Origin of the sequence: Curtobacterium sp. ISL-83 (assembly GCF_018613895.1) — a bacterium.
GTDB lineage: Bacteria > Actinomycetota > Actinomycetes > Actinomycetales > Microbacteriaceae > Curtobacterium.
In genome coordinates, this window is sequence record NZ_JAGGPH010000013.1 from 20,565 (window position 1) to 44,675 (window position 24,111).

The following is a 24,111-nucleotide window of genomic DNA, read 5'->3' on the forward strand; positions in this document are numbered from 1 at the left end:
GGTCAGGAGGCCTTGCCGGCCAACTCGTCGGAGACGAGCGTGCCCAGGATGCTCGGCCCGTCGACAGCACCGAGCACACGCGCGGCTACCCGACCCTGCTTGTCGAGGACGATCGTCGCGGGGACCGCGTTCGGCGCGATCTGCCCGGAGAGCGCGAGCTGCATGGTGCCGGTCCCGGAGTCGAGCACCGTCGGGTAGTCGACGTGGAACGTGCGCTCGAACGCCTTGGCGGTGCCGGCCTCGTCGCGGACGTTGACGCCGACGAACGCCACGTCCTTGCCGGCGTTGTCGTCGTGCACCTTGTTCAGGGACTTCGCCTCGGCACGGCACGGGGGGCACCCCGCGTACCAGAAGTTCAGCACGACGACTTTGCCGCGGAGCGCCTTGGACGACACCGCGTTCCCGTCGCTGTCCTTGACGTCGAACGACACCGGGTCGCTGCGCTTGTCGACGGCGACCTCGGTCACCGCGCCGTCGCCGGAGATGTAGTTCTGGGTCGTCCCACTGCCGTACTGCTTCGACAGCGAGTCGTTGCCCGAGGTGCAGCCCGTCAGTGCGAGCGCGGCCACGACCGCGGCCGCCCCGGCTGCGACGAGACGACGTCTGGTGGTTGCGGGGATCACACTGCTCCTTCGTCGACGGCGGACGCCCGGAGTTCCTGCGCGGGGTCCGCGTACCCGACTTCGGTGAAGCGACCGGACGGCGTGGCGGGGACGCGCTCGATGGTCGTGATGCTCGAGAGGTCGCACCGGCGCTTGCGCGGGTCGTGCCACAAGGGCTCTCCCGCGAGACGTCGGTGGACGGTCCAGATGGGCAGCTGGTGGCTGACGAGGACGACGTCGCCCTCGTCGACGCTGTTCCACGCGGTCGTGATCGCGGCGAGCATCCGGTTCGCGATCGACTCGTACGCCTCGCCCCAGCTCGGCCGGAGCGGGTTGGCGATCCAGGGCCACTCGGCCGGGCGGCCGAGCGACCGGCGGGTGAAGCCGGGGGGCTGCCCTTCGTAGCGGTTCGTCGGCTCGATCAGCCGTTCGTCGAGGACGACGTCGAGGCCGTACGCCGCCGCCCACGGCGCCGCGGACTCCTGCGTGCGCTGGAGCGGGGAGGCGATGATGCGGCGGACGTCGACGCCCGCGTCCTTCCACGCGGTGGCAGACGCGGCAGCCATGCGCTTGCCGAGGTCGCTCAGGCCGAAGCCCGGCAGACGCCCGTAGAGCACACGGTCCGGGTTGTACACCTCGCCGTGTCGCACGAGGTGAATTCGGGTCGCGGGCACGGGTTCCAGTGTAGGTCGCTCCGTGCTTCCCACCGGCCGCTCAGGGGATTCACCGGATGCAGACCCGCTCAGCCGAGCTCGCCCGAGAGCCGACCGTGGAGCGCCGTCGACGCGGTGTTGAGGTTCACCACCTCGACCGTGGACCCGTGTTGGGCGAACCGCTGCTCGACCCCGTCGAGGGCGGCGACCGTGCTCGCGTCGTAGACGTGCGCGTCCGACATGTCGATCACGACGTGCTCGGGGTCCTCCGCGTAGGAGAACCGCGTGACGAGGTCGTTCGACGACGCGAAGAACAGCGCACCCCGCACCCGGTACCGGACCGTGTGCTCGTCGATCGGCTCCCGCTCGACCGTCACCACGTGGGCGACCCGACGGGCGAACACCAGCGACGCGACGACCACGCCGATGATCACCCCCGTCGCGAGGTTGTTCGTCAGGACCACGACCAGGACCGTGACGACCATCACCGCGGTCTCCCCGAGCGGCATCCGGCGGAGCGTGCGCGGACGGATGCTGTGCCAGTCGAAGGTGGCCACGCACACCATGAGCATCACCGCGGTGAGCGCCGCCATCGGGATCGCGGCGACGACGTCGTGCAACAGGATGGTGAGCACCAGGATGGACGCGCCCGCGACGAACGTCGACACGCGGGTCCGGGCACCGGCGGTCTTCACGTTGATGACGGTCTGCCCGATCATCGCGCAGCCCCCGGTCCCGCCGAAGAACGCCGACACGACGTTCGCGATGCCCTGGCCCCACGACTCGCGCCACGCGCTCGACCGGGTCTCGGTCACCGCGTCGACGAGCTGCGCCGTCAGGAGCGTCTCGATCAGGCCGACGATCGCGACCCCGAACGCGTACGGCGCGATCAGCTGGAGCGTCGCGACGCTGAACGGGGTGGTCACACCGTTGAACCCGGGCAGCGCCGTCGGCAGCGCGCCCTCGTCCCCGACCGTCGGCACCGCGATGCTGAACACGACGGTGAGCACCGTGATCACGGCGACCGCGATGAGCGGCGCGGGGATCGCCTTCGTCACGAACGGGAACCCGACGATGATCGCGACGCCGAGCGCCGTGAGCGGCCACACGATGACGGGGACGTCGCGGCCGAACAGGTTCGGCAGTTGCGCGGTGAAGATCAGGATCGCGAGGGCGTTCACGAACGCGACGTTGACGCTCCGCGGGATGAACCGCATCAGGCGCGCGACGCCGAGGAAGCCGAGCACGATCTGGATCACGCCTCCGAGCAGGATGGTCGGCACGAGGTACGCGATGCCGTGCTCGCGGACGAGTGGGGCGATCACCAACGCCACCGAGCCGGCTGCCGCGGAGATCATCGCGGGCCGGCCACCGACGATCGAGATCACGATCGCGATGACGACGCTCGAGAACAGCCCGACTGCGGGGTCGACGCCGGCGACGACCGAGAACGAGATCGCCTCGGGGATCAGGGCGAGCGCCGTGACGATGCCCGCGAGGACCTCTCGCGTGAGGAGTCGAGGCGAGCGGAGGGCATCGAGGACCCGGGTCGGGGTCGGGGCATGCGTGATCACGGACATCGGAACGAGACTCTACCCTCACGTGAGGGTAGAGTCTCGTCGCGTGAGCACCACGGACACGATGCACATCGGCGAGCTGGCCGAGCGGGCCGGGATGTCCCTCCGCACCATCCGGCACTACGACGAGGTGGGCCTGCTCGTCCCGAGCGGCCGGACCGCCGGCGGGTTCCGGGTCTACACCGAGCAGGACCTCGAGCGCCTGCTCGTGATCCGGCGCATGAAGCCGCTCGGCTTCACGCTCGACGAGATGGCCGAGCTGCTCCGCGTGGTCGACGGCCTGCGGACCGCTGGCGCATCCGACTCGGCCGTGCTGGCGGCGCGGCTCGACGAGTTCGTGGACGACGCCCGTGCACGCCATGCCACGCTCGTCGAACGGGCCGGCATGGCCGAGGAGTTCATCGAGACGCTGGGCTCACTCGGCGCGACGCTCCCCTGACCGTGTGTCCGGCCCACCCGCAGCGAGGCGGGCGCGTTCACGGAAGGCCTCGTCCATCTCGCGCATCATCTCACGGAGGCGATCACGCTCAGCGATGATCCGACGAGCTCGCCACGGACGGAAGCGGTGCCGTCGCCGGACGTTCTCCTTCCACTCCTCGTGCCGGCGCGCGAACAGGGCCCGCACCGGATCCACTTCCGTCATGTCCGTTCCTCTCCCGTGATGAGTTCGAGGACGAGGGTGCCGATCTCCTCGTCGTCATCGCGAAGAATCTGCATGTTGTACATCGCCCGCGCCGCGACCCGCCCGATCTCCGCCCTGCCCACGTCCCCGTCCGCGACGTGGTCGACCGCCCACACGAACCGAGACCACGCCCGGTCGCGTTGCTCCCTGGACACGTCGCGTCTCCAGCGCACGATCGCCCAGAGCGTGCCGGCGCCGGCGGCCGCCAACGTGAGCGCGGCGGTCAGCAGTGCCGCGACGACCGTCGCCACCGCCGCAGGCGGCCACCCGCCGAACCCCTCCGTCCCCGTCGTCACCCGGGCCCCTTCCACTCGCACGCCGGCCACGGGAACGACGCTACGGATCCGCGGGAGGCGCCACGGGCCTCCCGTCCTGGTCGGTGGAGAACGCGGACCGGAGCGTCCCTGTGGAGGAGACGGTTAGACTCGACGACCGTGATCGAACGCACCCGCATCGCCGACCTCGCCGCACTCCCCGACGGCCCCGTGTCCGTCGCAGGATGGGTGGAGACCGTCCGAGACCAGAAGAAGGTGCAGTTCGTCGTCCTCCGCGACGAGACCGGCGCCACCCAGCTCGTGAACCCCGCCACGCGGGAGGCCGAGGACGGTGACGACGCCGCGCAGGCAGCCCTCGCCATCACCAACGAGATCTCCGGTCTCGCACACGGCACCTTCGTGCACGTCCGCGGCACCCTGAAGCACGACGAGCGCGTCAAGCTCGGTGGCCTCGAGGTCAAGGTCTCCTCGCTCGAGGTCGTCAGCGCCGCGATCCCCGAGACGCCGATCGCCGACGACTCCTCGCTGGACAAGCGGCTCGACTGGCGCTTCCTGGACCTCCGCAACCGCAAGCAGAACCTGATCTTCCGGATCCAGACGACGCTGGAGCACGCGTTCCGCACCTACTGGGTCGAGCGGGACTACATCGAGCTCCACACGCCGAAGCTGATGGCGTCGGCGTCCGAGTCGCGCGCCGAGCTGTTCCAGCTCGAGTACTTCGAGACGACCGCGTACCTGGCCCAGTCGCCGCAGAACTTCAAGCAGATGGCCCAGCCCGCCGGGTTCGGTGCCGTCTTCGAGATCGCGGACGCCTTCCGCGCCGACCCGTCCTTCACGAGCCGGCACGCCACGGAGTTCACGAGCATCGACGCCGAGTTCTCGTGGGTCGAGTCCCACGCGGACGTCATGGCCATGCACGAGGAACTCCTCGTCGCCGGGTTCACCGCGGTCAAGGAGAAGCACGGCAAGGACATCGAGGAGGTCTTCGGGTTCGAGTTCGTCGTCCCGACCGCCCCGTTCCCCCGGGTGACCCTCGCCGAAGCGCGGAAGATCGTGGCCGACAGCGGGTACGAGGTCGTCCGTGCCGACGGTGACCTGGACCCCGAGGGCGAGCGCCGGGTGAGCGCCTGGGCGAAGGAGCACCACGGTTCCGAGTTCGTGTTCGTCACCGACTACGACGCCTCGATCCGGCCGTACTACCACATGCGCCACGCCGACGACCCGACGCTCACGAACAGCTACGACCTGCTGTTCAACGGTGCCGAGATCTCGACCGGCGCGCAGCGCGAGCACCGCGTCGACGTCCTCGAGGCCCAGGCGGTCGAGAAGGGCCTCGACCCGGCGGAGCTCGGCTGGTACCTGGACTTCTTCCGGTACGGCGTCCCGCCGCACGGCGGCTTCGGCATGGGGCTCGCTCGCGTGCTGATGCTCGCGCTGCACGAGCCGTCCATCCGCGAGGTCACCTACCTGTTCCGCGGCCCCACGCGCCTCACGCCGTAGGCACGGTGTCCTCTCAACGCCGTAGGCACGGTATCCACTGACGACAGCGGCCCCCTTCCGTCCGGAAGGGGGCCGCTGTGCTCCAGCCTGGAGGCGCGACTCACGATTCCCAGTCGATGGCCGCCCGCCCCGTGACGAGTTCGCGGATCTGCGCTGCCGCAGCTTGGTGGTCGGGGTGGACGACGTACGCGTCGAGGCCGGCGAGGTCGTCGAAGGTCGCGACGACGGCGACGTCCTGGTTCTTCCCCGGGTACGCGACGTTGCCGACGACCTCGAGGGACCGGATCGTGTCGACCACGCCGACGAGCCCGACCAGCAGCTCGCGGATGCGGGAGATGGTCGCGGCGCGGTCGAGGTCCGCTCGGACCGTCCAGGAGACGACGTGGGTGATCATGCGCGGGCCTCGGCCTTCTCGAGAGCACGGAGGAGCCGGTCGGCGTCCACGTGCCAGTTGCTGTGGACTCGCCCGTCGACCAGGACGACCGGGATGTCCTCCGCGTACTCCTCGCGCAGGGCGTCGTCGTCGAGGATCGATCGTTCCTCGAACGTGACACCCGGGTGTTCTGCGACCACGCGCTCCACGATGGGGCGGGCGTCGTCGCAGAGGTGGCATCCGGGTTTCGTCAGGAGCGTCACGGCGGGCATACCCCCATGCTAGCCACGCCCGTACCGCCCCCGGAAACAGCGAAAGCCCCGGCGAACCGGGGCTTTGACGCTGAGGTCTGGGACCTACTTCTTGTTGCGGCGCTGGTGACGCGTCTTGCGAAGCAGCTTGCGGTGCTTCTTCTTCGCCATGCGCTTACGGCGCTTCTTGATGACAGAACCCATACGGACCTCACTCGGACTGATGTTGTGTGGACACCGGGCCAACGAGACCGCGGAAAAACAACCCCGCCGAGTCTAGCGGAGCCGGAACGCGATGTCGAACGGACCGGGACGAGCCGCGCGTGTCAGCCGACGTCCGCGATGCCGCCGCGCAGCACCTCGGCGACGGCGGACTCCGGCACGCGGAACGAGCGACCGAACCGGATCGCGGGCAGCTCTCCGGCGTGGACCATGCGGTAGACGGTCATCTTGGAGACCCGCATCATCTCGGCGACCTCAGCGACGGTGAGGAAGCGCACGTCGTCGAAACTGCCGGTCATGGTCCGCCTTCATGGCTCACTCGCGCCGGACCGGATCGGACCGGCCGCGCGGGATCGATGTGACCTGTGTGGTCACTGGACACTGTAGGGGCCGGTGGGATCGCTGTCCACAGGCCTGGGGTCTCGATCCGGTCAGTCCTCGTCGCCACGGCGCCCGAAGCGCTTCCGGCTCCGGTCGACGACGCGTTCCCAGCCCTGCTGCGCCCCGGAGAACGCACTCGTCGCGCGGTGGGACGCCTCGGCCATCACCCGGCCGAGCTCCGTACCGACCTCGACCGATGCCTTGCCCGACGCGCCCTTCCGACGGAAGGACACCGGCTGCCCGTCCAGGGTCCACGAGGTCGTCGCCGGGGTCCCGTCCGCGTCGACGGCGCTCGTGAAGGGCATGACCCAGTCCTCCACGCGCAGGAGGGGTTCCGGGTCGAGCCGGTAGTAGCGGTGCTGGCCCTCTTCACGAGTCGTCACGAGCCCGTTGTCGCGGAGGACCCGCAGGTGCTTCGACACGGTCGGCTGGCTGACGCCGAGCTTCTCGACGAGCTGCCCCACGCTGAGCTCCCCACCGGTCATGTCCGACCCGTACGCGGTGAGGAGTGCACCGAGCAACTCACGCCTGGTGGGATCCGCCACGACGGAGAAGATGTCGGCCATGGGGCAAGGCTAGCCGCGCCGTCGCCGATGTACCATGCGAACCGTCCCGCCCATGTCCTCGGAGGCATACGATGCTCGACAGCACGGAGCCGTTGACCACGTCGACCGGGTCGCGGCGTCGCCGGGGTGGCCAGATCGCAGGGATCCTGCGCTCCTCACCGTCGCGACTCGCGATCCTGGTGTTCATCGCACTGGTCTTCTTGTTCACGTCGCTGTTCATGACACCGTGGGCCGCCGCGGACGGGCGGACGACGCACTTCGCGGACGCGCTGTTCACCGCGGCGTCGGTGGTCTGCGTCACCGGGCTCGCGACCGTCGACATGGCGACGCACTGGTCGGTGTTCGGGAAGACGCTCGTCGTGATCGGCACCCAGATCGGTGCCGTCGGCGTCCTCACCTTCGCGTCGATCCTCGGGTTGTTCGTGACCCGCAAGCTCGGGCTCCGCGCGAAGCTGATGGCGGCGGGCGACTCGAACCCCTTGCGGACCCACCACGGTGCGGTCCCGGAGGGCCAGGCGGTCCGGCTGGGCGAGGTCGGCACGCTGCTCGCGACCGTCGCGGTGAGCACCCTGACGATCGAGATCGTGCTCGGCGTCCTGCTGCTGCCGAGCGTCCTGGTGCTCGGCATCCCGTTCTGGGACGCCGTCGGCGACTCGTTCTACTACGCGGCGATGGCCTTCACGAACACCGGCTTCGCCCCCAACGCCACCGGCCTCGAGCCCTTCGCCCACGACTACTGGTTCCTGACGCTCCTGATGATCGGCGTCATCGCCGGCTCCATCGGCTTCCCGGTCATCCGCGCGCTGACGAAGCAGCTCCGCGCCCCGCGCCGCTGGCCGATCCACGTGAAGCTCACCCTGACGACGAGCGCCGTCCTCCTGGTGGGCGGCGCCGTGGTGTACATCGCGCTCGAGGCCGCGAACCCGCGGACCTTCGGGGACGAGGGGGCCGGACGGACCGCGTTCCAGGCCCTGTTCCTGTCGGCGATGACCCGATCAGGAGGTTTCTCGCTCGTCGACTTCGACCAGCTGCACGGGTCGAGCCTGCTCCTGACCGACATGCTCATGTTCATCGGCGGCGGCTCGGCCTCGACGGCGGGCGGCATCAAGGTGACGACGCTCGCGGTGCTCTTCCTGGCGGCGGTCGCCGAGGCCAGGGGGCGGCAGAGCATGGAGGCGTTCGGCCGCCGCATCCCCGGGGACGTGCTCCGGGTCGCGGTCGCCGTGGTCCTGTGGGGCGCCACGATCGTCGCGGTCGCGACGATCGTGCTCCTGCAGATCACCGATGACTCGCTCGACCGGGTGCTCTTCGAGGTGATCTCGGCGTTCGCGACGTGCGGCCTGTCCTCCGGGGTGTCGGCGGACCTGCCGGAGTCGGGCAAGTACGTCCTGGCCGCCACCATGTTCCTCGGTCGGGTCGGTACAGTGACGATCGCCGCTGCCCTGGCCGCAAGCCAGAGCCGGCAGTTGTTCCGCCGTCCCGAGGAGAGGCCGATCGTTGGCTGACCGCACCCGTACGCCGCACCCGCTCGGCGCCGTCAGCCACGACGCGCCCGTGCTCGTCATCGGCCTCGGCCGCTTCGGCGCCGCCACCGCCGGGCAGCTCGAGCGACAGGACCGCGAGGTCCTGGTCGTCGACACCGACGCCGCCCTGGTGCAGAAGTGGTCGGACCGCGTGACCCACGCGGTGCAGGCCGACGCGACGGACATCGACGCCCTGCGCCAGATCGGGGCGCAGGACTTCCCGATCGCCGTCGTCGGGACGGGCAGCGACCTGGAGTCGAGCGTGCTGATCACCGCGAACCTGGTCGACCTCGGCATCCCGCAGATCTGGGCGAAGGCCATCAGCCGCTCGCACGGCACGATCCTGTCGCGGATCGGCGCGAACCACGTGGTCTACCCGGAGCGCGAGGCAGGTGAGCGGACGGCCCACCTGGTGTCCGGCCGGATGCTCGACTTCATCCAGTTCGACGACGACTTCGCCGTGGTCAAGATGTTCCCGCCGCGGTCGGTGCGCGGGAAGGACCTCGCGACGACCGTGATCCGCACCCGGTTCGGGCTGACGGTGCTCGGCGTGAAGACCCCCGGTCAGGTCTTCACCCCGGCGACCGCGGAGAGCGTGATCGGCGAGGACGACGTCATCATCGTGTCCGGAGCGACGGCCGACCTGGAGCGCTTCGCCGCCGTCGAGTGACGACGACCGCCACGCCCGGCACGGTCAGTCGGCGGGTCAGCCGGCAGCGAGCTCCTCGGCCCGGGCGATCGCGGCCGCCGACGCCGAGCGGAACACGCCGTCGAGGTCGGCGTCCTGCAGCACCGCGATCGCACGCTCGGTGGTCCCCCCGGGACTCGTGACGGCTCGTCGGAGGTCCGCGGGCTCCCGGCCCGATGCGGCGAGCAGCTCCACCGCGCCGCGTAGCGTGCCCTGCACCATCGCCTCGGCCTGCTCGTGCGTGAAACCGAGGGACTCCGCAGCCTGCTGCCACTGCTCGATGAGCAGGAAGACGTACGCCGGACCCGATCCGGACACGGCGGACAGCGCGTCGAGCTGCTGCTCGGGGACCTCGATCACCACGCCGGACACCGCGAACACCGACGACGCGAGGGCGACCGCGCCCGCGTCAGCCGAGTCCCCCGCGCTGATGCCGGTCACGCCACGCCCGACCCCGATCGGGGTGTTCGGCAGCGCCCGCACCACCCGGACGCCGGCCGGGACCACGGCCTCCATGCTGGCGATCGTCGTGCCGACGGCGACGCTCACGACCACCGCCCCGGGCTCGAGGTCGGCCGCGACCTCGGCGAGCAGGTCCCCGATCGCGTACGGCTTCACCCCCAGCACGACGAGCCCGGCGCCCCGGACGGCGACCCGGTTCGCGTCCGGTTCGGTGTCGCTCGCGTGCGCGTCGAGCCCGCGCTCGCGGTGTGCGGCGGCCGACGCCTCGGACTTCGTCGTCAGGGTCACGACGGCCGGGTCGAGGCCGGCGGCGAGCAGTCCGTCGAGGACCGCTCCGGACATGGAGCCGACGCCGAGCAGCGCGGTGCGGGGCAGTGCGATGGTCATGCCCCCGACCCTATCCACCGCCTAGGATCGGGGGTCAGGCCGACAGCAGTCCCGTGCCGTCGGCCAGGAGGAGGGGACCAGCAGTGAGCGCATCCGGAGGCACGAAGGCGATCTTCGCCGCACTCGGCGCGAACGTCGGCATCGCGATCGTGAAGTTCATCGCGGCCGCGATCAGCGGTTCCGCGTCGATGCTGGCCGAGGGCGTGCACTCCCTCGCCGACTCCGCGAACCAGCTGCTCCTGCTGCTCGGCGGTCGTCAGGCCCGTCGCGCCGCCGACGAGGAGCACCCGTTCGGCTACGGCCGCGAACGCTACGTCTACGCCTTCGTCGTGTCGATCATCCTGTTCTCGGTCGGCGGTGTGTTCTCGCTCTACGAGGGCATCGAGAAACTGTCCCACCCGCACCCGCTCGACAACTGGTGGTTGCCCGTCGTCGTGCTCCTCATCGCCATCGGGCTCGAGGGCTTCTCGCTCCGCACGGCGCTGAGGGAAGCCGCACCGCAGAAGGGCGGCCAGTCCTGGGTGCAGTTCGTCCGTCGCGCCAAGGCACCGGAGCTCCCCGTCGTGATGCTCGAGGACACGGCGGCGCTCCTGGGCCTCGTGTTCGCGCTGTTCGGCGTCGGGCTCACCGCCCTGACCGGCAACGGCCTGTTCGACGCGATCGGCACGATCCTGATCGCCGCGCTCCTGATCGCCGTGGCCGTCGTGCTCGGCATCGAGACGAAGAGCCTGCTCGTCGGCGAGGGCGCGACCGCCGCCGACGTGGAGCGGATCAAGCACGCGGTCCTCGACGGTCCCGAGGTCGACTCGATCATCCACATCAAGACCCTGTACCTCGGCCCGGACGAGCTCATGGTCGGGGTCAAGGTCGCGGTCGACGGCGACCGACGTCTCGGGGACGTCGCCGCGGGCATCGACACGCTCGAGCAGCGGGTCCGCACGGCGGTCCCGATCGCCCGCGTGATCTACGTCGAACCGGACGTGCTCCGGACCGGCCCCCGCCCGCCGACCGAGGCGATCGTCATCCGCGCCGCCGACTGACCCGCTCGGGCGCCCCCTCGGACGCCCCCGGGTGAGGCTCCCCTTGGTGGCAGCACGCCGAGCGGATGCTCCAGGATGGGCCCATGACCGTGCTCTTCGACGTCCTGCTCATCCTGCACTTCATCGGCCTCGCGGCGGTGATCGGCGCGTTCCTGGTGCAGATGCGGCGCAAGGAGCACTTCGACACCTTCTGGACCATCACCGGTCTGATCACGCAGCTCGTGACCGGCCTGGGGATGCTGGGGATCCTCGACGCCACGACGGAGACCGGCGCGAACCACGCGAAGCTCGGCGTGAAGCTCGTGATCGCCGTCGTCGCCCTGGTCCTCGCGCTGGTCGCACGCGCCCGGCAGCGGAAGGCCGACCGGGGCGAGGCGAAACCTGCGGCCGCCCTGCCGTTCTTCCACTCGGCGGGCGCGCTGGCCATCGTCAACGTCCTCATCGCGGTGCTCTGGCACTGAACCGCACCAGCACCGGACGGGAGGCACGTGGCGACGCCGCCACGTGCCTCCCGTCCGTCGGTCGGTCGCGTCAGCGACGCGCGGCGAAGAACGCGTCCAACAGCGCGGCGCTCTCCTGCTCCAGCACACCCCCGAGGACCTCGGACCGGTGGGGCAGCCGCCGGTCCCGGCTGATGTCGTAGACGCTCCCGGACGCCCCGGCCTTCGGGTCCCACGCCGCGAACACCACGCGCGGGACCCGGGCTGCGAGGATCGCGCCCGCGCACATGGGGCACGGCTCGAGCGTCACGACGAGCGTGTGCTCTGACAGGTGCCAGTCGCCCGTCACGGCGGCGGCCGCGCGGAGCGCCAGGACCTCCGCGTGCGCGGTCGGGTCCTGTCGTGCCTCACGCTCGTTCCGCCCCAGGGCGACGACGGCCCCCGACCGGTCGAGCACGACGGCGCCCACCGGCACGTCCCCGGTGTCCAGACACGCACGGGCCTCGTCGAGCGCGAGCCGCATCGCGGGGACGAACGGGCGGGCTGCTGGCTCTTCCACGGGACGGCTCCTCGCCGACCACGTCGGGGACGCCCGCGACCGCCGGTCGGCACGCGGCACGGTACGCTCGACCCTATGCGAGTCCACGTCGCCGACCACCCGCTCATCACCCACAAGCTCTCGGTGCTCCGCGACCGTACGACGCCCTCCCCCACGTTCCGTGCCCTCACCGAAGAACTGGTGACGCTGCTGGCGTACGAGGCGACCCGGAACGTGCGCGTGACGGCGACACCGATCGACACGCCAGTCGCACACACCATGGGCGTCTCGATCGCGAAGCCGCGGCCCCTCGTGGTGCCGATCCTCCGCGCCGGTCTCGGCATGCTCGAGGGGATGGTGAAGCTCGTCCCCACGGCAGAGGTCGGGTTCCTCGGCATGGCGCGCAACGAGCAGACGCTCGAACCGCAGACGTACGCGGAGCGCCTGCCGGACGACCTGTCCGGGCGGCAGTGCTTCGTGCTCGACCCGATGCTCGCGACCGGGGGCACGCTCGCGGCCGCGATCGACTTCCTGTTCGCCCGTGGGGCGCAGGAGGTCACGTGCGTGTGCATCCTCGGCGCGCCCGAGGGCCTCGCGATGGTGGAACGCGCCGTCGGTGACCGCAACGTCTCGATCGTCCTCGGGGCGCTCGACGAGAAGCTCGACGAGAACGGCTACATCGTGCCCGGCCTCGGCGACGCGGGCGACCGTCTCTACGGGCTGGCCGAGTAGACCCGTCCACCCGCCGGACGGGAGGCGCGTTGCGAGCCCGCAACGCGCCTCCCGTCCGTTGCGGGTCGCCCCGCATCCGGAACCGTCCGCCCGGACGGTTGACACACGCTTGGTATACCGCTGATACTCATGGCATGACTGCAACCGTGTCCGCCCGCGTCCTCGTCGAGGCCCAGGGGACCGTCGGCATGATGATGCCGGCCACCGCCGTCATGCGTTGTCGAATGTGTGCCTGATCGGCACCCGTTCCAGCTGGATCCCCCGCGACACCACCCCCGTCGCGCGCGAGTGATCCCCGGGTGACGGACACCGTCGGCGACGCGCACCACGCCACGAGGTCTGTCTCCTGTATCCCCCGGGTCGGCCCCGGTCCGCAGCAGGACCGCAGGGCACCACGGCTTCCGCCGTACCCGGGTCGACGCATTCGACACCGGCCGTCGCGCACCACACCGCGCAGCGGCCACACCGCCCGGAGAACCGCCATGTCGCTCACCATCGCCCAGCCCCGCACCGCGCTCCGCACCAGCACCCCCGTGCCGACCGACCTCGGCACCGTCACCCCCATCCGACCCCGTCGCCAGGCTCCGGCGACGCCCGTCGCCGGCACCGTCCCCACCAGCCCGGTCGTCGCCCCGCCGCGGAACCGTGCGCTCCCCGAGGGCACCGAGGCCCGCGGGTTCGCGCTGTACGTCGGCATCGACGAGGCGAAGGCCGCCGCCGCCGGGACGACCCTCGCGGCCGTGGTCGAGCAGTTGAAGGCCCTGACCGCGCAGCTGGTGCCGACGTCCGAGACCTACGCCGCGGTCGCCGTCGCCGCGGAGCACTCCGGTGGCCGTGACGTGGACGTGGTGCGCCTCGCGCTGCAGGACCGTTCGGCCGTCGCCGCGCGCAAGCAGGCCGAGAAGCCCGTGCCCGAGGAGACCGGTGTCGTCATCGACATCTCGCGGAAGCGCGTCACCCTCGACGGCGAGGCTGCTCCCCTGACGTACAAGGAGTTCGAGCTCCTGCAGTTCCTCGTGCTGCGGGAGGGCCAGACGGTCGACCGTGCGGCGATCATCGACGGACTGTGGTCGGACGGCGAGGACGAGACCCCGAACGAGCGCACCATCGACGTGCACGTGCGACGACTGCGCTCGAAGCTCGGCGCGTTCGAGGAGATCGTCCGCACCGTGCGCGGTGTGGGCTACCGGTTCGACCGGCACGCGGACGTCGCGGTCCGCTACGCGTCGACGCCGTCGCCCGACCTCTTCTGAGACACGCTCGGCCCGGATGCCGCACCGGCCGACCGCACTCCGGCAGCGCACCGGGTGCTCTTGGTGAACTTCCAGCGACCGAACTCGATCAGCGCTAGCGCGCCGTTACCTCTTCGTTATACAGTCATGCGTGCAGACGGTGTTTGCTGTGGCACCGGCTGCGGAATGTGATTGCAGGACACTCTTGGTGCAAGGGAGAAGGCCGGTCACCCAGTCGGGTGACCGGCCTTCGTCACGTCCGGCGTCCTCCCCGTGCGGACCGTTGCGAGCGGTGCGCGGCCAGAGCGCAGCCCGGTGTCGTCGGCCGTCGGTAGTGTGGTCGGACCGCTGACCGGAGGGAGCGCGTCCGTGAGCGAGTCACGCCGCAACGACCGAGCCGCCGCCGTGGCCGCCTGGGAAGCGCTGTTCCGCGCCCAGGTCACGGTGATGCGCAACCTGAACGCCGACTTCCCGGGCGGTGAGATCTCGTTCAACGAGTACGACGTCTGCTTCAACCTGTCGACCCAGCCCGGGCGGCGCTGCCGGATGCGCGAGCTCACCGGGCACCTGCTGCTCACCCAGCCGAGCGTGAGTCGACTGGTCGAACGGTTGGCGTCGCGCGGCATCGTCGAGAAGCAGCCCGACCCGACGGACGCCCGCGGGGTGATCGTCGCATTGACCGCGCACGGGTTCGACGTCTACCGGCAGGTCGCCGTGCAGCATGCCTCGACCATCGCCGAACAGGTCGGAGCCGGCCTCGACGATGCAGAGCTCCGCACCCTCGCCGAGCTCTGCACGAAGCTCCGGGTGGCCGCGGCCAGCACGACCTCGCACCACCGCCCGGCGCCCGTCGTCCCCGACACGGCGACGGCGTGACCGGCGCGCTCGTCTGGCTCCGCGACGACCTGCGGCTCGCGGACAACCCGGCACTCCGGGCCGGGATCGACCACGGCGGCCCCCTGACCGTGGTGTACGTGCTCGACGACGAGTCCGCCGGCATCCGACCGCTCGGAGCCGCGAGCCGGTGGTGGTTGCACCAGTCGCTCGTCGCGCTCGACGCCGACCTCCGCGAGCGCGGGTCGCACCTCGTCCTGCGACGCGGACCGGCAGCGGCGGCGATCGACCACCTCGTCGCCGACGCGGACGCGGACGCCGTGTTCTGGAACCGGCGCTACGGGCGTGCCGAGCGCGATCTCGACGCCGGCATCAAGACCGGGCTGACCGAACGCGGGATCGCGGCGCACAGCTTCGCCGCCAACCTGCTCTGGGAACCGTGGACGGTCCTCACCGGACAGGGCGAGCCGTACAAGGTGTTCACGCCGTTCTGGCGTGCGGTCCAGGCGATGCCCGAGCCCCGGCACCCGCTGCCGTCGCCGCGTGACCTGCCCGCCGCGCCCCGGGTCGCGAGCGACGACCTCGACGCCTGGGAACTCCTCCCGACGCACCCGGACTGGGCGGGCGGCCTGCGCGACGCGTGGCAGCCCGGCGAGCACGGCGCGCACGAGCGCCTCGAGCACTTCGTGGCCGAGGGCCTCGAGGACTACGACCGCCGCGACGAGCCGGCGATGGCAGCGACGAGCGACCTGTCCCCCCACCTGCGATGGGGAGAGGTCAGCCCGTACCAGGTGTGGCACCGGCTGCACGGACGACTCGAGCCCGAGCAACGGCAGCACGCCGCGGCGTTCCTCCGGCAGCTGGCGTGGCGCGAGTTCAACTGGAACGAGTACTTCCACTGCGAGGACATCACCACCGTGAACGTGCGCCGGGAGTTCGACGCCTTCCCGTGGGGTGACGCCTCCGACGCCGAGATCGACCGCTGGCGTACCGGCACGACCGGCTTCGACCTCGTCGACGCGGGCATGCGGGAACTCTGGCACTCCGGCGCGATGCACAACCGCGTCCGGCTGGCCACGGCGAGCTTCCTCGTGAAGAACATGCTCGTGGACTGGCGCGTGGGCGAGCAGTGGTTCTGGGACACCCTCGTCGACGCCGACTCCGCCAACAACGCGGCGAACTGGCAGTGGGTCGCAGGGTCCGGGTTCGACGCGGCACCGTACTTCCGCGTGTTCAACCCGGACCGGCAGCTCGAGCGCTTCGACCCGCACCGCGAGTACGTGCACCGCTGGGTGCCGTCGGACGAACTCCGGCCGGAGCCGATGCTCGACCTCAAGGTGACCCGGCAGCGCGCACTCGCCGCGTACGACCGGATGCGCAACTCGTGACCTCGGTCGATCCCGCCCTGCACGCGACGGTCGACGCGGTGTTCCGCGAGCGCGTGGAGCGCGGACTCGCCCCGAGCAGCGTGTGGGGCGTGTTCGACCGGTCGGGGCTGGTGGCCTCCGGCGGGCACGGTGACCGCGGGGACGGCCTCGCCCCCGACGCTGACACCGTCTACCGCATCGCGTCCTGCACGAAGAGCGTCACGGCTGCCGCCCTCCTCGGTCTGGTGTCCGCCGGCCGCGTCGCGCTCGACGCGCCCGTCACCGACTTTGTCCCGGCCTTCGCGGAGGTCGCCCTGCCGACGCCGGACTCCCCCGTCCCCACGCTCGGGATGCTGCTGACGATGGCCGCGGGATTCCCCACCGACGACCCGTGGGCCGACCGCCAGGAATCGATCACCGACGACGACCTCGACGCGGTGCTCCGGGCCGGTCTGCTGTTCGACTCCGTCCCCGGCACACGGTTCGCCTACTCGAACCTCGGCTACGCCCTGCTCGGGCGGGTCATCACCGCCGTCACCGGACGGCCGTACACCGCTGTGGCGACCGAGACGGTGCTGGAGCCGCTCGGGCTGGCGGACTCCGTCTTCAGCGCCGCCGAGGCGCGCGGCCACGTCGTCACCGGCTTCCGACCGGGTGATGACGGGTGGGAGCCACTGGCGCTCACCGGACCCGGCGCGTTCTCGCCGATCGGCGGGCTCTTCTCGACCGTGCGCGACCTGAGTCGCTGGGCGACCCACCTCGCCTCCGCCTCCGGACCGGCGCCGGAGCCCGGCCCGGTGTCCCCCGCCGACCGACGGTTGATGCAGCAGTCGATGCGGGTCGTGCCGTCGGCCGTGGTGCCGGGGTCGTCCCGCGCCACGGGCTACGGGTTCGGCCTGTTCGTCGAGCAGGACGACCGCTTCGGGGAGATCGTGTCGCACTCCGGTGGCTACCCGGGGTTCTCGGCGCACATGCGGTGGTCGGTGCAGGACGGCATCGGTGTCGTGGCGTTCGAGAACGCCACGCAGGCCAAGGTGTCGGCAGCGGCGGATCGCGCCCTGGACCTCGTGCTGGCGGGCTCGACGGCGAGCGGAGCGGGTCCGGCCGGCGGACGTCAGCAGGGTGGCGGCCCGGTGCGCGGACTCGCTCCGGCCGTCACGGCGACGCGCGCGGCGCAGGAATCAGTGGGACGACTGCTGGCGGCGTGGCAGGACGACCTGGCCGACCGGATCTGCACGCCGAACGTCGCCATGGACGTGCCGTACGAGCGACGTCGCCGCGCGATCGCGGCCGCGGTGGACGAGGTGGGTGCGGACCTGTCGGCAGCACCGATCGCCGAGGAGTCCCGGACCCCGACGCACCTGCGGTGGTGGCTGCCCGGGACGGCGGGACGGCTCCGCGTCGAGATCCGCCTCGCGCCGCTCGCCGCGGGCCTCGTCCAGACACTCTCGGTGGTCGCCGAACCCGTGGAGCGCTGACGCCACGCCACACCGGGCTGCCGAAGCGCTGACGCCCGGCCACAGCGGGCTGCCGAAGCGCTGCCGCCGGGCCGCCGCTGCACGCGGTGCGGGCTGCCCGGAGGCCGACCCGCTGGCATCAGACCGGCGGACGCCCTCCGACGAACCCGAGCGCACGGGCAGCGACCCGCGTCCCCTCGCGCGCGGCCGCGGCCACGCGCACCGGGTCCGTCGCCCACGCGCGGATGAACCCGGCAGCGAAGGCGTCACCGGCGCCGAGGGTGTCGACCACCGTCGCCGGGGTGGCGGGGACCCGCTGCGGACTCCGACCGGCACGCCCGACCACCACGCCGTCGGGTCCGGCCGTCGCGACCACGAGCGGCACGTGCTCGGTCAATGCGCGGACGGCACGGTGCAGATCCGTCGCGCCGGTCAGCGCGAGGGCCTCGTCGATGCCGGGGAACAGCACGTCCACCCCGTCGATCGCGGCCAGGAACGCGTCGGCCCCGATGTCGCGGACGACGGCGGCCGACGACGGGTCGAGGGTGATGCGACCCGGACCCGACCGTGCCCTCGCGACGAACTCGGTGATCCGTGCCGCTCCACCGCTGAGCATCGCCGCCCCGGTCAGGTGCACGATGTCGGCCCGCGCGACGAGGTCGAGCGGGACGTCGTCCGCGGTCAGGGATCCGCTCGCCGCGGGGTCGCTCATCGCGGTCCGGCCGGTGTCGTTGCGCACCGAGACGACGGCTCCCGTCGCCGTCCTGGCGTCGTAGCGGATGTGCGGACGCACCCCGGCGTCCTCGATGGCCCGCTCGTGGCGGTACAGGTCGTCCACACCGACGCGGGCGACGAGGTCGACCTCGGCCCCGAGCCAGCCGAGCCAGGTCGCGGTGTTGCCGGCCGCACCGACGGGCCGGTGCCGGATCACGGCAGCGGGGTCGTGGTCGCCCGGCTCCGCTGCGGTCGTCTGCACGAGCACGCCGTCGAGCACGTCCCCCACCACCAGGAAGCGCTTCCCGGCTCCGCGACGACGCCCCGCGACCGTCCGGTCAGCACGGGCACCCACGGGACGCGGGGCGGCTGCTGCGGGCTCTGCGGGTGCGGACATACCGGACAGTCTACCCGTAGCCGAGTAATGCTCCGGTTCTGCGACGCCCGCCCGCGGTGGCGTGGTCGGCTGGCGCGGCATACAGTGGGTAACATACTGCATGATCGCCGCACGATCCTCGTCCCCCTCGACCTGCTCGGAGACCGCCATGCCCCGCAAGCCCGACCCGACGCTCAAGCCGGCGATCCTGACGAAGGTCGCGGAGCACCTGCAGGAGACCAAGCTCGAGGACGTGTCCGTCCGGAGTCTCGGCCGGGTGCTCGGCACCAGTGCTTACCCGATCGTGTACCACTTCGGGAGCCGAGAGGCCCTCATCGACTCCGTCGTCGAGCACCTGACGACTCCCCTCGAGGCTTCCACGCTCGATCCCGACGGTGACGACCGCGCGCTGGCCGACCACCTGGTGCGGGTGTTCGGCGGCCTCGACGACCCACGACGAGCACTCGCGGCGCGGCTGACCTTCGAGCTCGGCTGCGTGGAGTCACTGGACGGCCACGATCGGGAGCGCACGTTCCAGCAGCGGCAGGTGGCCCTGCTCGCAGCCTGGTGTCGTGCGCACGGGTACTGCGCGTCCGACGCGCGGCGGGCTGCCCGCGCTGGCGTGCTTGCGGCGCGCGGGGTGCAGTGGGGCGCGATCGTCGAACCGGAGCGGACGGCCGTCGACCCCGCGCTCCGACGCATCGCCGACCGGCTCGCTGCGGGCGTCCAGGTCGCGTTGGTCTGAGCCGCTCGGTGGTGCAGGGATCGTCGCTCGGTGCGAAGTCGATCCCGCGCACGGACTCACCAACCTCGCACGAGCGGGAGCACCAGCACCAGCGGGAGCGGGAGCAGGAGCAGGAGCGCAGCCGCAGCACACACGGGAGGCGCGGTGCCAGCCGGCACCGCGCCTCCCGTGTGTCAGTGGTCAGCTCGTCAGTGGTCAGCTCAGAGCGTGACGAAGCTCTGCGAGCGCGCGTTCGCGAAGCGCGCCGCGACGTTCTCCCAGTCGACGATGTTCCACACGGCCTTGACGTAGTCCGCCTTGACGTTGAGGTAGTCGAGGTAGAAGGCGTGCTCCCACATGTCGAGCATGAAGATCGGGACGAGTCCGAACGGGATGTTGCCCTGCTGGTCGAACAGCTGGAACGTGCTGAGCTTCTGCCCGACGACGTCCCACGCCAGGACCGACCAGCCGGAGCCCTGGATGCCGTTGGCCACGGCGGCGAACTGCGCCTGGAACTTCTCGAACGAGCCGAAGAACTCGTCGATCGCGGCGGCGAGCTCGCCCTCGGGGACCTTCGTCTCCGGGCCGAGGTTGGTCCAGAAGATCGAGTGGTTCACGTGGCCACCGAGGTGGAACGCGAGGTCCTTCTCGAGCTTGTTGACGTTCGCGAAGTTGCCGGACTCGCGGGCTTCGCCGAGCTGCTGGAGCGCGGTGTTCGCACCGGTCACGTAGGCCTGGTGGTGCTTGTCGTGGTGCAGCTGCATGATCTTGCCGCTGATGTGCGGCTCGAGCGCTGCGTAGTCGTACGGCAGCTCCGGCAGGGTGTACTCAGCCATGTGAGTTTCCTTTCGATCGGTGGTCGGGACGGGCTCCGCGGCTCAGGAGAGCCGGGAACGATCGGTCAGGGAGTGGAACTCCCGGTTGTGGTAGACCAGCGGCTCCCCGTGGTCGAGGCCGACGACGATGTCGAGCACTTCAGCGACGACGACCGTCGACGAACCGATCGGCGTCGTGGAGAGCGGACGGCAGCGCAGGGCCGTCGCGGCACCGGGCAGGTAGTGGTCCCCGGAGGGCAGGGTCGACCAGATCGGGTCGTCGGCCGCCGGGCTACCGGTCGCGGCGAACCGTCGGGCGAGGGCGACGCCGAGGGAGTCGACCAGGTGCACGACGAACAGGGGCGCGCCGAGCACGACGCCCGCCGACCCGGACTGCGTCGACAGCGAGAACACCAGGACGGGCGGGTCGACCGCGACGCTGGCGACGCTGGAGGCGGTCAGGCCGGTGGGGCCGTCTGGGCCCTCGGCGGTGATGACGGCGACGCCGGCAGGGTGACCGCGGAAGGCGGCCTTGTACGCGTCGGCGAGGTTCACCGGTGCTTCGTCGGGCATGGGGATCTGGTCGTTCCTTCGGGAGAGGGGCGCCGCCGCTGTGCGGACATGTCCCAACGTAGGACTTCAACCCCGGTTCAGGTCAACGATTCCCAGGTTCACCCGATCCCGGGCGCGCCGTTCCGCGGATGGTGCGGCATTCCGCACACACGGGAGGCGCGGTGCCGGCTGGCACCGCGCCTCCCGTGTCGCGCTGGTCGCGCTGGACGCGCTGGTCGCGCTGGTCGCGCTGGTCGCGCTGGTCGCGCTGGTCGCGCTGCTCGCGCCCGGCCGACGGCCGACCGTCGCGGACCGGCGCGGCCGTCAGGACTCCGTGTGCCCGCTCGCGGACTCGTGGACCGACCGCCGAGGCGCACCGTCGGCACGCCGCGGCAGCATCACGAGCGCACCGACCGCCGTGATGACCATGACGATGGCCGCCACCCCGGACGTCACCGTGACTCCGGAGTCGAACGCCGCACGCGCGGACTCGAGGAGCGCCTGCCCCGCCGACCCACCGAGGTCCGCCGCGGCGGACACCGCACCACCGAGGGTCTCCTGCGCCGCGGTGTGCGCCGAGCCCGAGAGCCCGTCCGGCACGACCACGTGCGTCCGGTACGCGGTGGCCAGGATCGTCCCGAGCACTGCGGTGCCGAGCACGGCACCGATCTCGTACGCGGTCTCGGACAGCGCCGACGCCGCTCCGGCCTTGTCCGCCGGCGCCGTCGCGATGATGAGGTCGTTCGTGACCGTCTCCGAGGCGCCGATCCCGATGCCGAGCAGCGCGAACGCCACGGCGAGCGCCACGATCGTCGCGTCGTGCCCGAGCAGGGCCACCATCGCGTAGGCCGCGGCCGAGAACAGCAGCGCGACGGCGACGACCCACCGCGGCGCGACCCGGGTCACGATCGGCACGACGGCGAGCCCCGCGACGATGGTGAGCACCGACCCGGGGACCAGGACGACGCCCGACATGAACGGGTCGAGACCGGCGACGAGCTGCAGGTGCTGCGCGATGAAGAACAGGAACCCGGTGAGCGAGAACATCGCCGCGAGGTTCATGAGCACGCTGCCGGTGAACGCCCGCGTGCGGAACAACCGCAGGTCGAGCATCGGCGTGCGGGAACGCAGCTGCCGGCGGACGAACGCGATGCCGCACACGATGCCGACCGCGAGCATGGCGAGGGCCAGCCCACGCTCGTCGGGGTGCACGACGGACTTGATCGCCCACGCGATCGGGGCGAGCGTGCCGAGGGACAGCAGCATGCTCAGCACGTCGACGGGGCCGGGCGCGGGGTCGCGGGACTCCGGGACGCAGAACGGCACGCCGACGAGCATCAGGACCAGGATCGGGACGGCGACGAGGAACACGCTGCCCCAGTGGAAGTGCGCGAGCAGGGTCCCGCCGAGCAGCGGCCCGAGGGCGTTGCCCGCGGCGAACATCGTGGACCAGACGGCGAGTGCCATCCGCCGCTCCCGCGCGTCGGTGAAGACGTTCCGGATGATGGACAGGGTCGCTGGCATGAGCATCGCACCGAAGACCCCCATCGCGATGCGCGCGGCGACGAGCATCCAGGCGTCGGTGGCGAAGGCCGCGGCGACCGAGAAGACCGCGAAGCCGGTGGCGCCGATGACCAGGATGCGACGTCGGCCGATGCGGTCCCCCACGCTGCCCATCACGACGAGCAGGCCGGCCAGGACCAGCGGGTACGCGTCGACGATCCAGAGTTGCGTGGTGGCGTTCGGGTCGAGTGCCCGGGTGATCGACGGCAGCGCGAAGCTCAGGATGGTGTTGTCGACGGAGATGAGGAGCACGGGCAGCATCAGCACGGCGAGGGCCAGGAACCGTCGCGCGCGGCTGCCGATGGGGACGGAGCTGGTGGGGACGGGGCTGGTGAGCAGGGCGGACACGGTGACTCCCGGGGGTTCGGGCCGGACCAGGTCGACGGCGGACAGACGAGACGGGACGCGGTGTCGGCACGCGCCCCGTCAGGACTCCGTAAGTGTACCGTCTGGACGGTTATGGTTGCAAGTGCAACAGAATCGGCCGGGAGGCGCGTGGCGGGATCCGCCACGCGCCTCCCGGCCGGTGGGTGACGGCTACGCGGACTCGCGGAGCAGGAGCCGGTGGTGCACCGTCCGCTGGACGGTCGGGCCGGACCGCGGGAGCGCTCCCGACAGCATCCCGAGCGCGACGTCGAGCGCCTGACGGGCGACGTCGTCGAGGTCCACGGCGAGGGTCGACAGCGTCGGTGCGACGAGCGTGCCGAGCGACAGCCCGTCCACGCCCACCACACGGACTGCCCCCGGCACGTCGACGCCAGCGCGGCGGCACGCGGCCAGTACCCCGAGTGCCGTGACGTCGTTGAAGGCGAGCACCGCGTCGAGTCGGCGGAACCGCTCGAGCGCCCTGGTCGTCATGGCTGCGCCGTGCTCGGCGGTGGCGGACGGCGCGACGGCGATCTCCGGCAGGTAGCCGCGCCGACGGAGTGCATCGAGCATGAGCACGCCCCGCTGACTCGGGCGCCCGTCCCCCGACGCGTCGACGACCACGGGGTGCCGCACACCCACGGACACCAGGTGGTCGGCGAGGTCCTCGACCGCCGGACCCGGGTCGATCCGGACGGCTGCACGGAGGACCTCGCCGGACGGGTCGAGTTCCACCACGGGCACGGTCCCGAGCCGCTGGATCCACTCTGCCGCACGCGATCCGAGGTACCCGATGACGACGTCCGTCTGCGCACCCAGCGCCTGCACCGCGCGGTCGGAGTCCCCGGACAGCTCGACGTCGGCGAGCATCACGTTCCACCCCTTGGCCGCCGCGAGCCGCAGCACCGCGGCGGCGAGCTCGGGCGAGTACGGGTTGCGGAGGTCGCTGACGACGAGCCCGAGCTGGTGCTCGCCGCCCATCACGAGCCCCCGCCCGAACCGCGACGGGCGGTAGTCGAGCGCCGCTGCCGCCGCCAGGACCCGCCCCTTCGTGGCCACGCTGATGCCGTACATCCCGTTCATCGCGCGGGTCACGGTCTGCCGGGAGACCCCGGCCGCCGCGGCCACGTCGTGGATCGTGGCGCGGGTCGGTGCGGCCGTCGGCTCGGAGACCGACACAGGCCCCGCCCCCGGCTCCGCACACGTACCCGACTGGGCC

General features: G+C 71.4%; 29 protein-coding genes. 12 read left to right on the forward strand and 17 right to left on the reverse strand.

What is annotated here, in order from left to right; translation table 11 throughout:
- Positions 1-2: 2 nt before the first annotated feature.
- The 3 genes from J7E22_RS12675 to J7E22_RS12685 all read right to left on the reverse strand — a co-directional run bounded on the left by J7E22_RS12675 (position 3) and on the right by J7E22_RS12685 (position 2,835).
- The gene (locus tag J7E22_RS12675; RefSeq protein WP_214982127.1) at positions 3-623 is read right to left on the reverse strand and encodes a TlpA disulfide reductase family protein; all 621 of its coding nucleotides are present in this window, start codon (positions 621-623) and stop codon (positions 3-5) included.
- Positions 620-1,276: a histidine phosphatase family protein gene (locus tag J7E22_RS12680; protein WP_214982129.1), complete on the reverse strand. Its 657-nt coding sequence runs from the start codon at positions 1,274-1,276 to the stop codon at positions 620-622. The genes J7E22_RS12675 and J7E22_RS12680 overlap by 4 nt, the downstream gene beginning before the upstream one ends.
- Positions 1,277-1,344: 68 nt before the next feature.
- Positions 1,345-2,835 carry a SulP family inorganic anion transporter gene (locus tag J7E22_RS12685; protein WP_214982130.1) on the reverse strand — a complete coding sequence of 497 codons (1,491 nt, stop codon included), beginning with the start codon at positions 2,833-2,835 and terminating at the stop codon, positions 1,345-1,347.
- Between the two features lie 61 nt (positions 2,836-2,896).
- Here J7E22_RS12685 and J7E22_RS12690 point away from each other — a divergent pair, with 61 nt between their 5' ends.
- Positions 2,897-3,271 (forward strand): MerR family transcriptional regulator, encoded by a 375-nt coding sequence (locus tag J7E22_RS12690; RefSeq protein ID WP_214982458.1) that lies wholly within the window; start codon positions 2,897-2,899, stop codon positions 3,269-3,271.
- Here the strand turns inward: J7E22_RS12690 and J7E22_RS12695 are convergent.
- Both J7E22_RS12695 and J7E22_RS12700 read right to left on the reverse strand, forming a co-directional pair.
- Positions 3,248-3,475, reverse strand: a complete 228-nt coding sequence (locus J7E22_RS12695; RefSeq protein ID WP_214982132.1) for a hypothetical protein — start codon at positions 3,473-3,475, stop codon at positions 3,248-3,250. The two genes, J7E22_RS12690 and J7E22_RS12695, sit on opposite strands and share 24 nt — an antisense overlap.
- Positions 3,472-3,840: a hypothetical protein gene (locus tag J7E22_RS12700; protein WP_214982133.1), complete on the reverse strand. Its 369-nt coding sequence runs from the start codon at positions 3,838-3,840 to the stop codon at positions 3,472-3,474. Before J7E22_RS12700 ends, J7E22_RS12695 begins: the two co-directional genes overlap by 4 nt.
- Positions 3,841-3,948: 108 nt before the next feature.
- On the opposite strand from J7E22_RS12700, the gene aspS reads away from it, so the two are divergent.
- On the forward strand, positions 3,949-5,289 hold the full coding sequence (aspS, locus tag J7E22_RS12705) for an aspartate--tRNA(Asn) ligase (protein WP_214982135.1): 1,341 nt from the start codon (positions 3,949-3,951) through the stop codon (positions 5,287-5,289).
- A gap of 100 nt (positions 5,290-5,389) precedes the next feature.
- Here the strand turns inward: aspS and J7E22_RS12710 are convergent, their stop codons facing one another.
- The 5 genes from J7E22_RS12710 to J7E22_RS12730 all read right to left on the reverse strand — a co-directional run bounded on the left by J7E22_RS12710 (position 5,390) and on the right by J7E22_RS12730 (position 7,082).
- Positions 5,390-5,683, reverse strand: coding sequence for a Dabb family protein (locus tag J7E22_RS12710; protein WP_214982137.1), 294 nt, complete (start codon positions 5,681-5,683; stop codon positions 5,390-5,392).
- Positions 5,680-5,934, reverse strand: a complete 255-nt coding sequence (locus J7E22_RS12715) for a glutaredoxin family protein (protein ID WP_214982139.1) — start codon at positions 5,932-5,934, stop codon at positions 5,680-5,682. Before J7E22_RS12715 ends, J7E22_RS12710 begins: the two co-directional genes overlap by 4 nt.
- A gap of 84 nt (positions 5,935-6,018) precedes the next feature.
- Positions 6,019-6,117, reverse strand: coding sequence for a 30S ribosomal protein bS22 (locus J7E22_RS12720; RefSeq protein ID WP_003792170.1), 99 nt, complete (start codon positions 6,115-6,117; stop codon positions 6,019-6,021).
- A 122-nt stretch (positions 6,118-6,239) separates the two neighbouring features.
- Entirely contained in the window at positions 6,240-6,434 is a 195-nt protein-coding gene (locus J7E22_RS12725) for a helix-turn-helix domain-containing protein (protein WP_111080648.1), read from the reverse strand.
- A gap of 132 nt (positions 6,435-6,566) precedes the next feature.
- Entirely contained in the window at positions 6,567-7,082 is a 516-nt protein-coding gene (locus J7E22_RS12730) for a helix-turn-helix transcriptional regulator (protein ID WP_214982141.1), read from the reverse strand.
- A gap of 71 nt (positions 7,083-7,153) precedes the next feature.
- Here J7E22_RS12730 and J7E22_RS12735 point away from each other — a divergent pair, with 71 nt between their 5' ends.
- Both J7E22_RS12735 and J7E22_RS12740 read left to right on the forward strand, forming a co-directional pair.
- Positions 7,154-8,587, forward strand: a complete 1,434-nt coding sequence (locus J7E22_RS12735) for a TrkH family potassium uptake protein (RefSeq protein ID WP_214982143.1) — start codon at positions 7,154-7,156, stop codon at positions 8,585-8,587.
- Positions 8,580-9,275, forward strand: a complete 696-nt coding sequence (locus J7E22_RS12740; protein WP_214982145.1) for a TrkA family potassium uptake protein — start codon at positions 8,580-8,582, stop codon at positions 9,273-9,275. The genes J7E22_RS12735 and J7E22_RS12740 overlap by 8 nt, the downstream gene beginning before the upstream one ends.
- Before the next feature lie 36 nt (positions 9,276-9,311).
- On the opposite strand, the gene proC is transcribed toward J7E22_RS12740, so the two are convergent.
- Positions 9,312-10,142, reverse strand: a complete 831-nt coding sequence (gene proC, locus J7E22_RS12745) for a pyrroline-5-carboxylate reductase (RefSeq protein WP_214982147.1) — start codon at positions 10,140-10,142, stop codon at positions 9,312-9,314.
- Between the two features lie 83 nt (positions 10,143-10,225).
- On the opposite strand from proC, the gene J7E22_RS12750 reads away from it, so the two are divergent.
- The gene (locus J7E22_RS12750; protein ID WP_214982149.1) at positions 10,226-11,182 is read left to right on the forward strand and encodes a cation diffusion facilitator family transporter; all 957 of its coding nucleotides are present in this window, start codon (positions 10,226-10,228) and stop codon (positions 11,180-11,182) included.
- Between the two features lie 83 nt (positions 11,183-11,265).
- Positions 11,266-11,643, forward strand: a complete 378-nt coding sequence (locus J7E22_RS12755) for a hypothetical protein (RefSeq protein WP_214982151.1) — start codon at positions 11,266-11,268, stop codon at positions 11,641-11,643.
- Positions 11,644-11,713: 70 nt separating this feature from the next.
- On the opposite strand, the gene J7E22_RS12760 is transcribed toward J7E22_RS12755, so the two are convergent.
- Positions 11,714-12,145, reverse strand: coding sequence for a nucleoside deaminase (locus J7E22_RS12760; RefSeq protein WP_214982459.1), 432 nt, complete (start codon positions 12,143-12,145; stop codon positions 11,714-11,716).
- A 111-nt stretch (positions 12,146-12,256) separates the two neighbouring features.
- On the opposite strand from J7E22_RS12760, the gene upp reads away from it, so the two are divergent.
- The 5 genes from upp to J7E22_RS12785 all read left to right on the forward strand — a co-directional run bounded on the left by upp (position 12,257) and on the right by J7E22_RS12785 (position 17,803).
- Positions 12,257-12,892, forward strand: coding sequence for a uracil phosphoribosyltransferase (gene upp, locus J7E22_RS12765; RefSeq protein WP_214982153.1), 636 nt, complete (start codon positions 12,257-12,259; stop codon positions 12,890-12,892).
- 482 nt (positions 12,893-13,374) lie between these two features.
- On the forward strand, positions 13,375-14,145 hold the full coding sequence (locus tag J7E22_RS12770) for a winged helix-turn-helix domain-containing protein (protein WP_214982155.1): 771 nt from the start codon (positions 13,375-13,377) through the stop codon (positions 14,143-14,145).
- A 348-nt stretch (positions 14,146-14,493) separates the two neighbouring features.
- Positions 14,494-15,000, forward strand: coding sequence for a MarR family winged helix-turn-helix transcriptional regulator (locus J7E22_RS12775; RefSeq protein ID WP_374193277.1), 507 nt, complete (start codon positions 14,494-14,496; stop codon positions 14,998-15,000).
- The gene (locus tag J7E22_RS12780; RefSeq protein WP_214982159.1) at positions 14,997-16,346 is read left to right on the forward strand and encodes a deoxyribodipyrimidine photo-lyase; all 1,350 of its coding nucleotides are present in this window, start codon (positions 14,997-14,999) and stop codon (positions 16,344-16,346) included. Before J7E22_RS12775 ends, J7E22_RS12780 begins: the two co-directional genes overlap by 4 nt.
- Positions 16,343-17,803 (forward strand): serine hydrolase, encoded by a 1,461-nt coding sequence (locus tag J7E22_RS12785; RefSeq protein ID WP_214982161.1) that lies wholly within the window; start codon positions 16,343-16,345, stop codon positions 17,801-17,803. Before J7E22_RS12780 ends, J7E22_RS12785 begins: the two co-directional genes overlap by 4 nt.
- Positions 17,804-17,921: 118 nt before the next feature.
- Here the strand turns inward: J7E22_RS12785 and J7E22_RS12790 are convergent, their stop codons facing one another.
- Positions 17,922-18,893, reverse strand: a complete 972-nt coding sequence (locus J7E22_RS12790; RefSeq protein ID WP_214982163.1) for a carbohydrate kinase family protein — start codon at positions 18,891-18,893, stop codon at positions 17,922-17,924.
- 148 nt (positions 18,894-19,041) lie between these two features.
- On the opposite strand from J7E22_RS12790, the gene J7E22_RS12795 reads away from it, so the two are divergent.
- Entirely contained in the window at positions 19,042-19,617 is a 576-nt protein-coding gene (locus J7E22_RS12795; protein WP_214982165.1) for a TetR/AcrR family transcriptional regulator, read from the forward strand.
- A 200-nt stretch (positions 19,618-19,817) separates the two neighbouring features.
- Here the strand turns inward: J7E22_RS12795 and J7E22_RS12800 are convergent, their stop codons facing one another.
- From J7E22_RS12800 to J7E22_RS12815, 4 genes are all read right to left on the reverse strand, one after another.
- The gene (locus tag J7E22_RS12800) at positions 19,818-20,432 is read right to left on the reverse strand and encodes a superoxide dismutase (protein ID WP_214982167.1); all 615 of its coding nucleotides are present in this window, start codon (positions 20,430-20,432) and stop codon (positions 19,818-19,820) included.
- Between the two features lie 42 nt (positions 20,433-20,474).
- Complete coding sequence (locus J7E22_RS12805) at positions 20,475-20,984, reverse strand: flavin reductase family protein (protein WP_214982169.1); 510 nt, start codon at positions 20,982-20,984, stop codon at positions 20,475-20,477.
- Positions 20,985-21,287: 303 nt separating this feature from the next.
- Positions 21,288-22,874, reverse strand: coding sequence for an MFS transporter (locus tag J7E22_RS12810; protein ID WP_308159249.1), 1,587 nt, complete (start codon positions 22,872-22,874; stop codon positions 21,288-21,290).
- Positions 22,875-23,063: 189 nt separating this feature from the next.
- The gene (locus J7E22_RS12815; RefSeq protein ID WP_308159250.1) at positions 23,064-24,071 is read right to left on the reverse strand and encodes a LacI family DNA-binding transcriptional regulator; all 1,008 of its coding nucleotides are present in this window, start codon (positions 24,069-24,071) and stop codon (positions 23,064-23,066) included.
- Positions 24,072-24,111 lie beyond the last annotated feature (40 nt).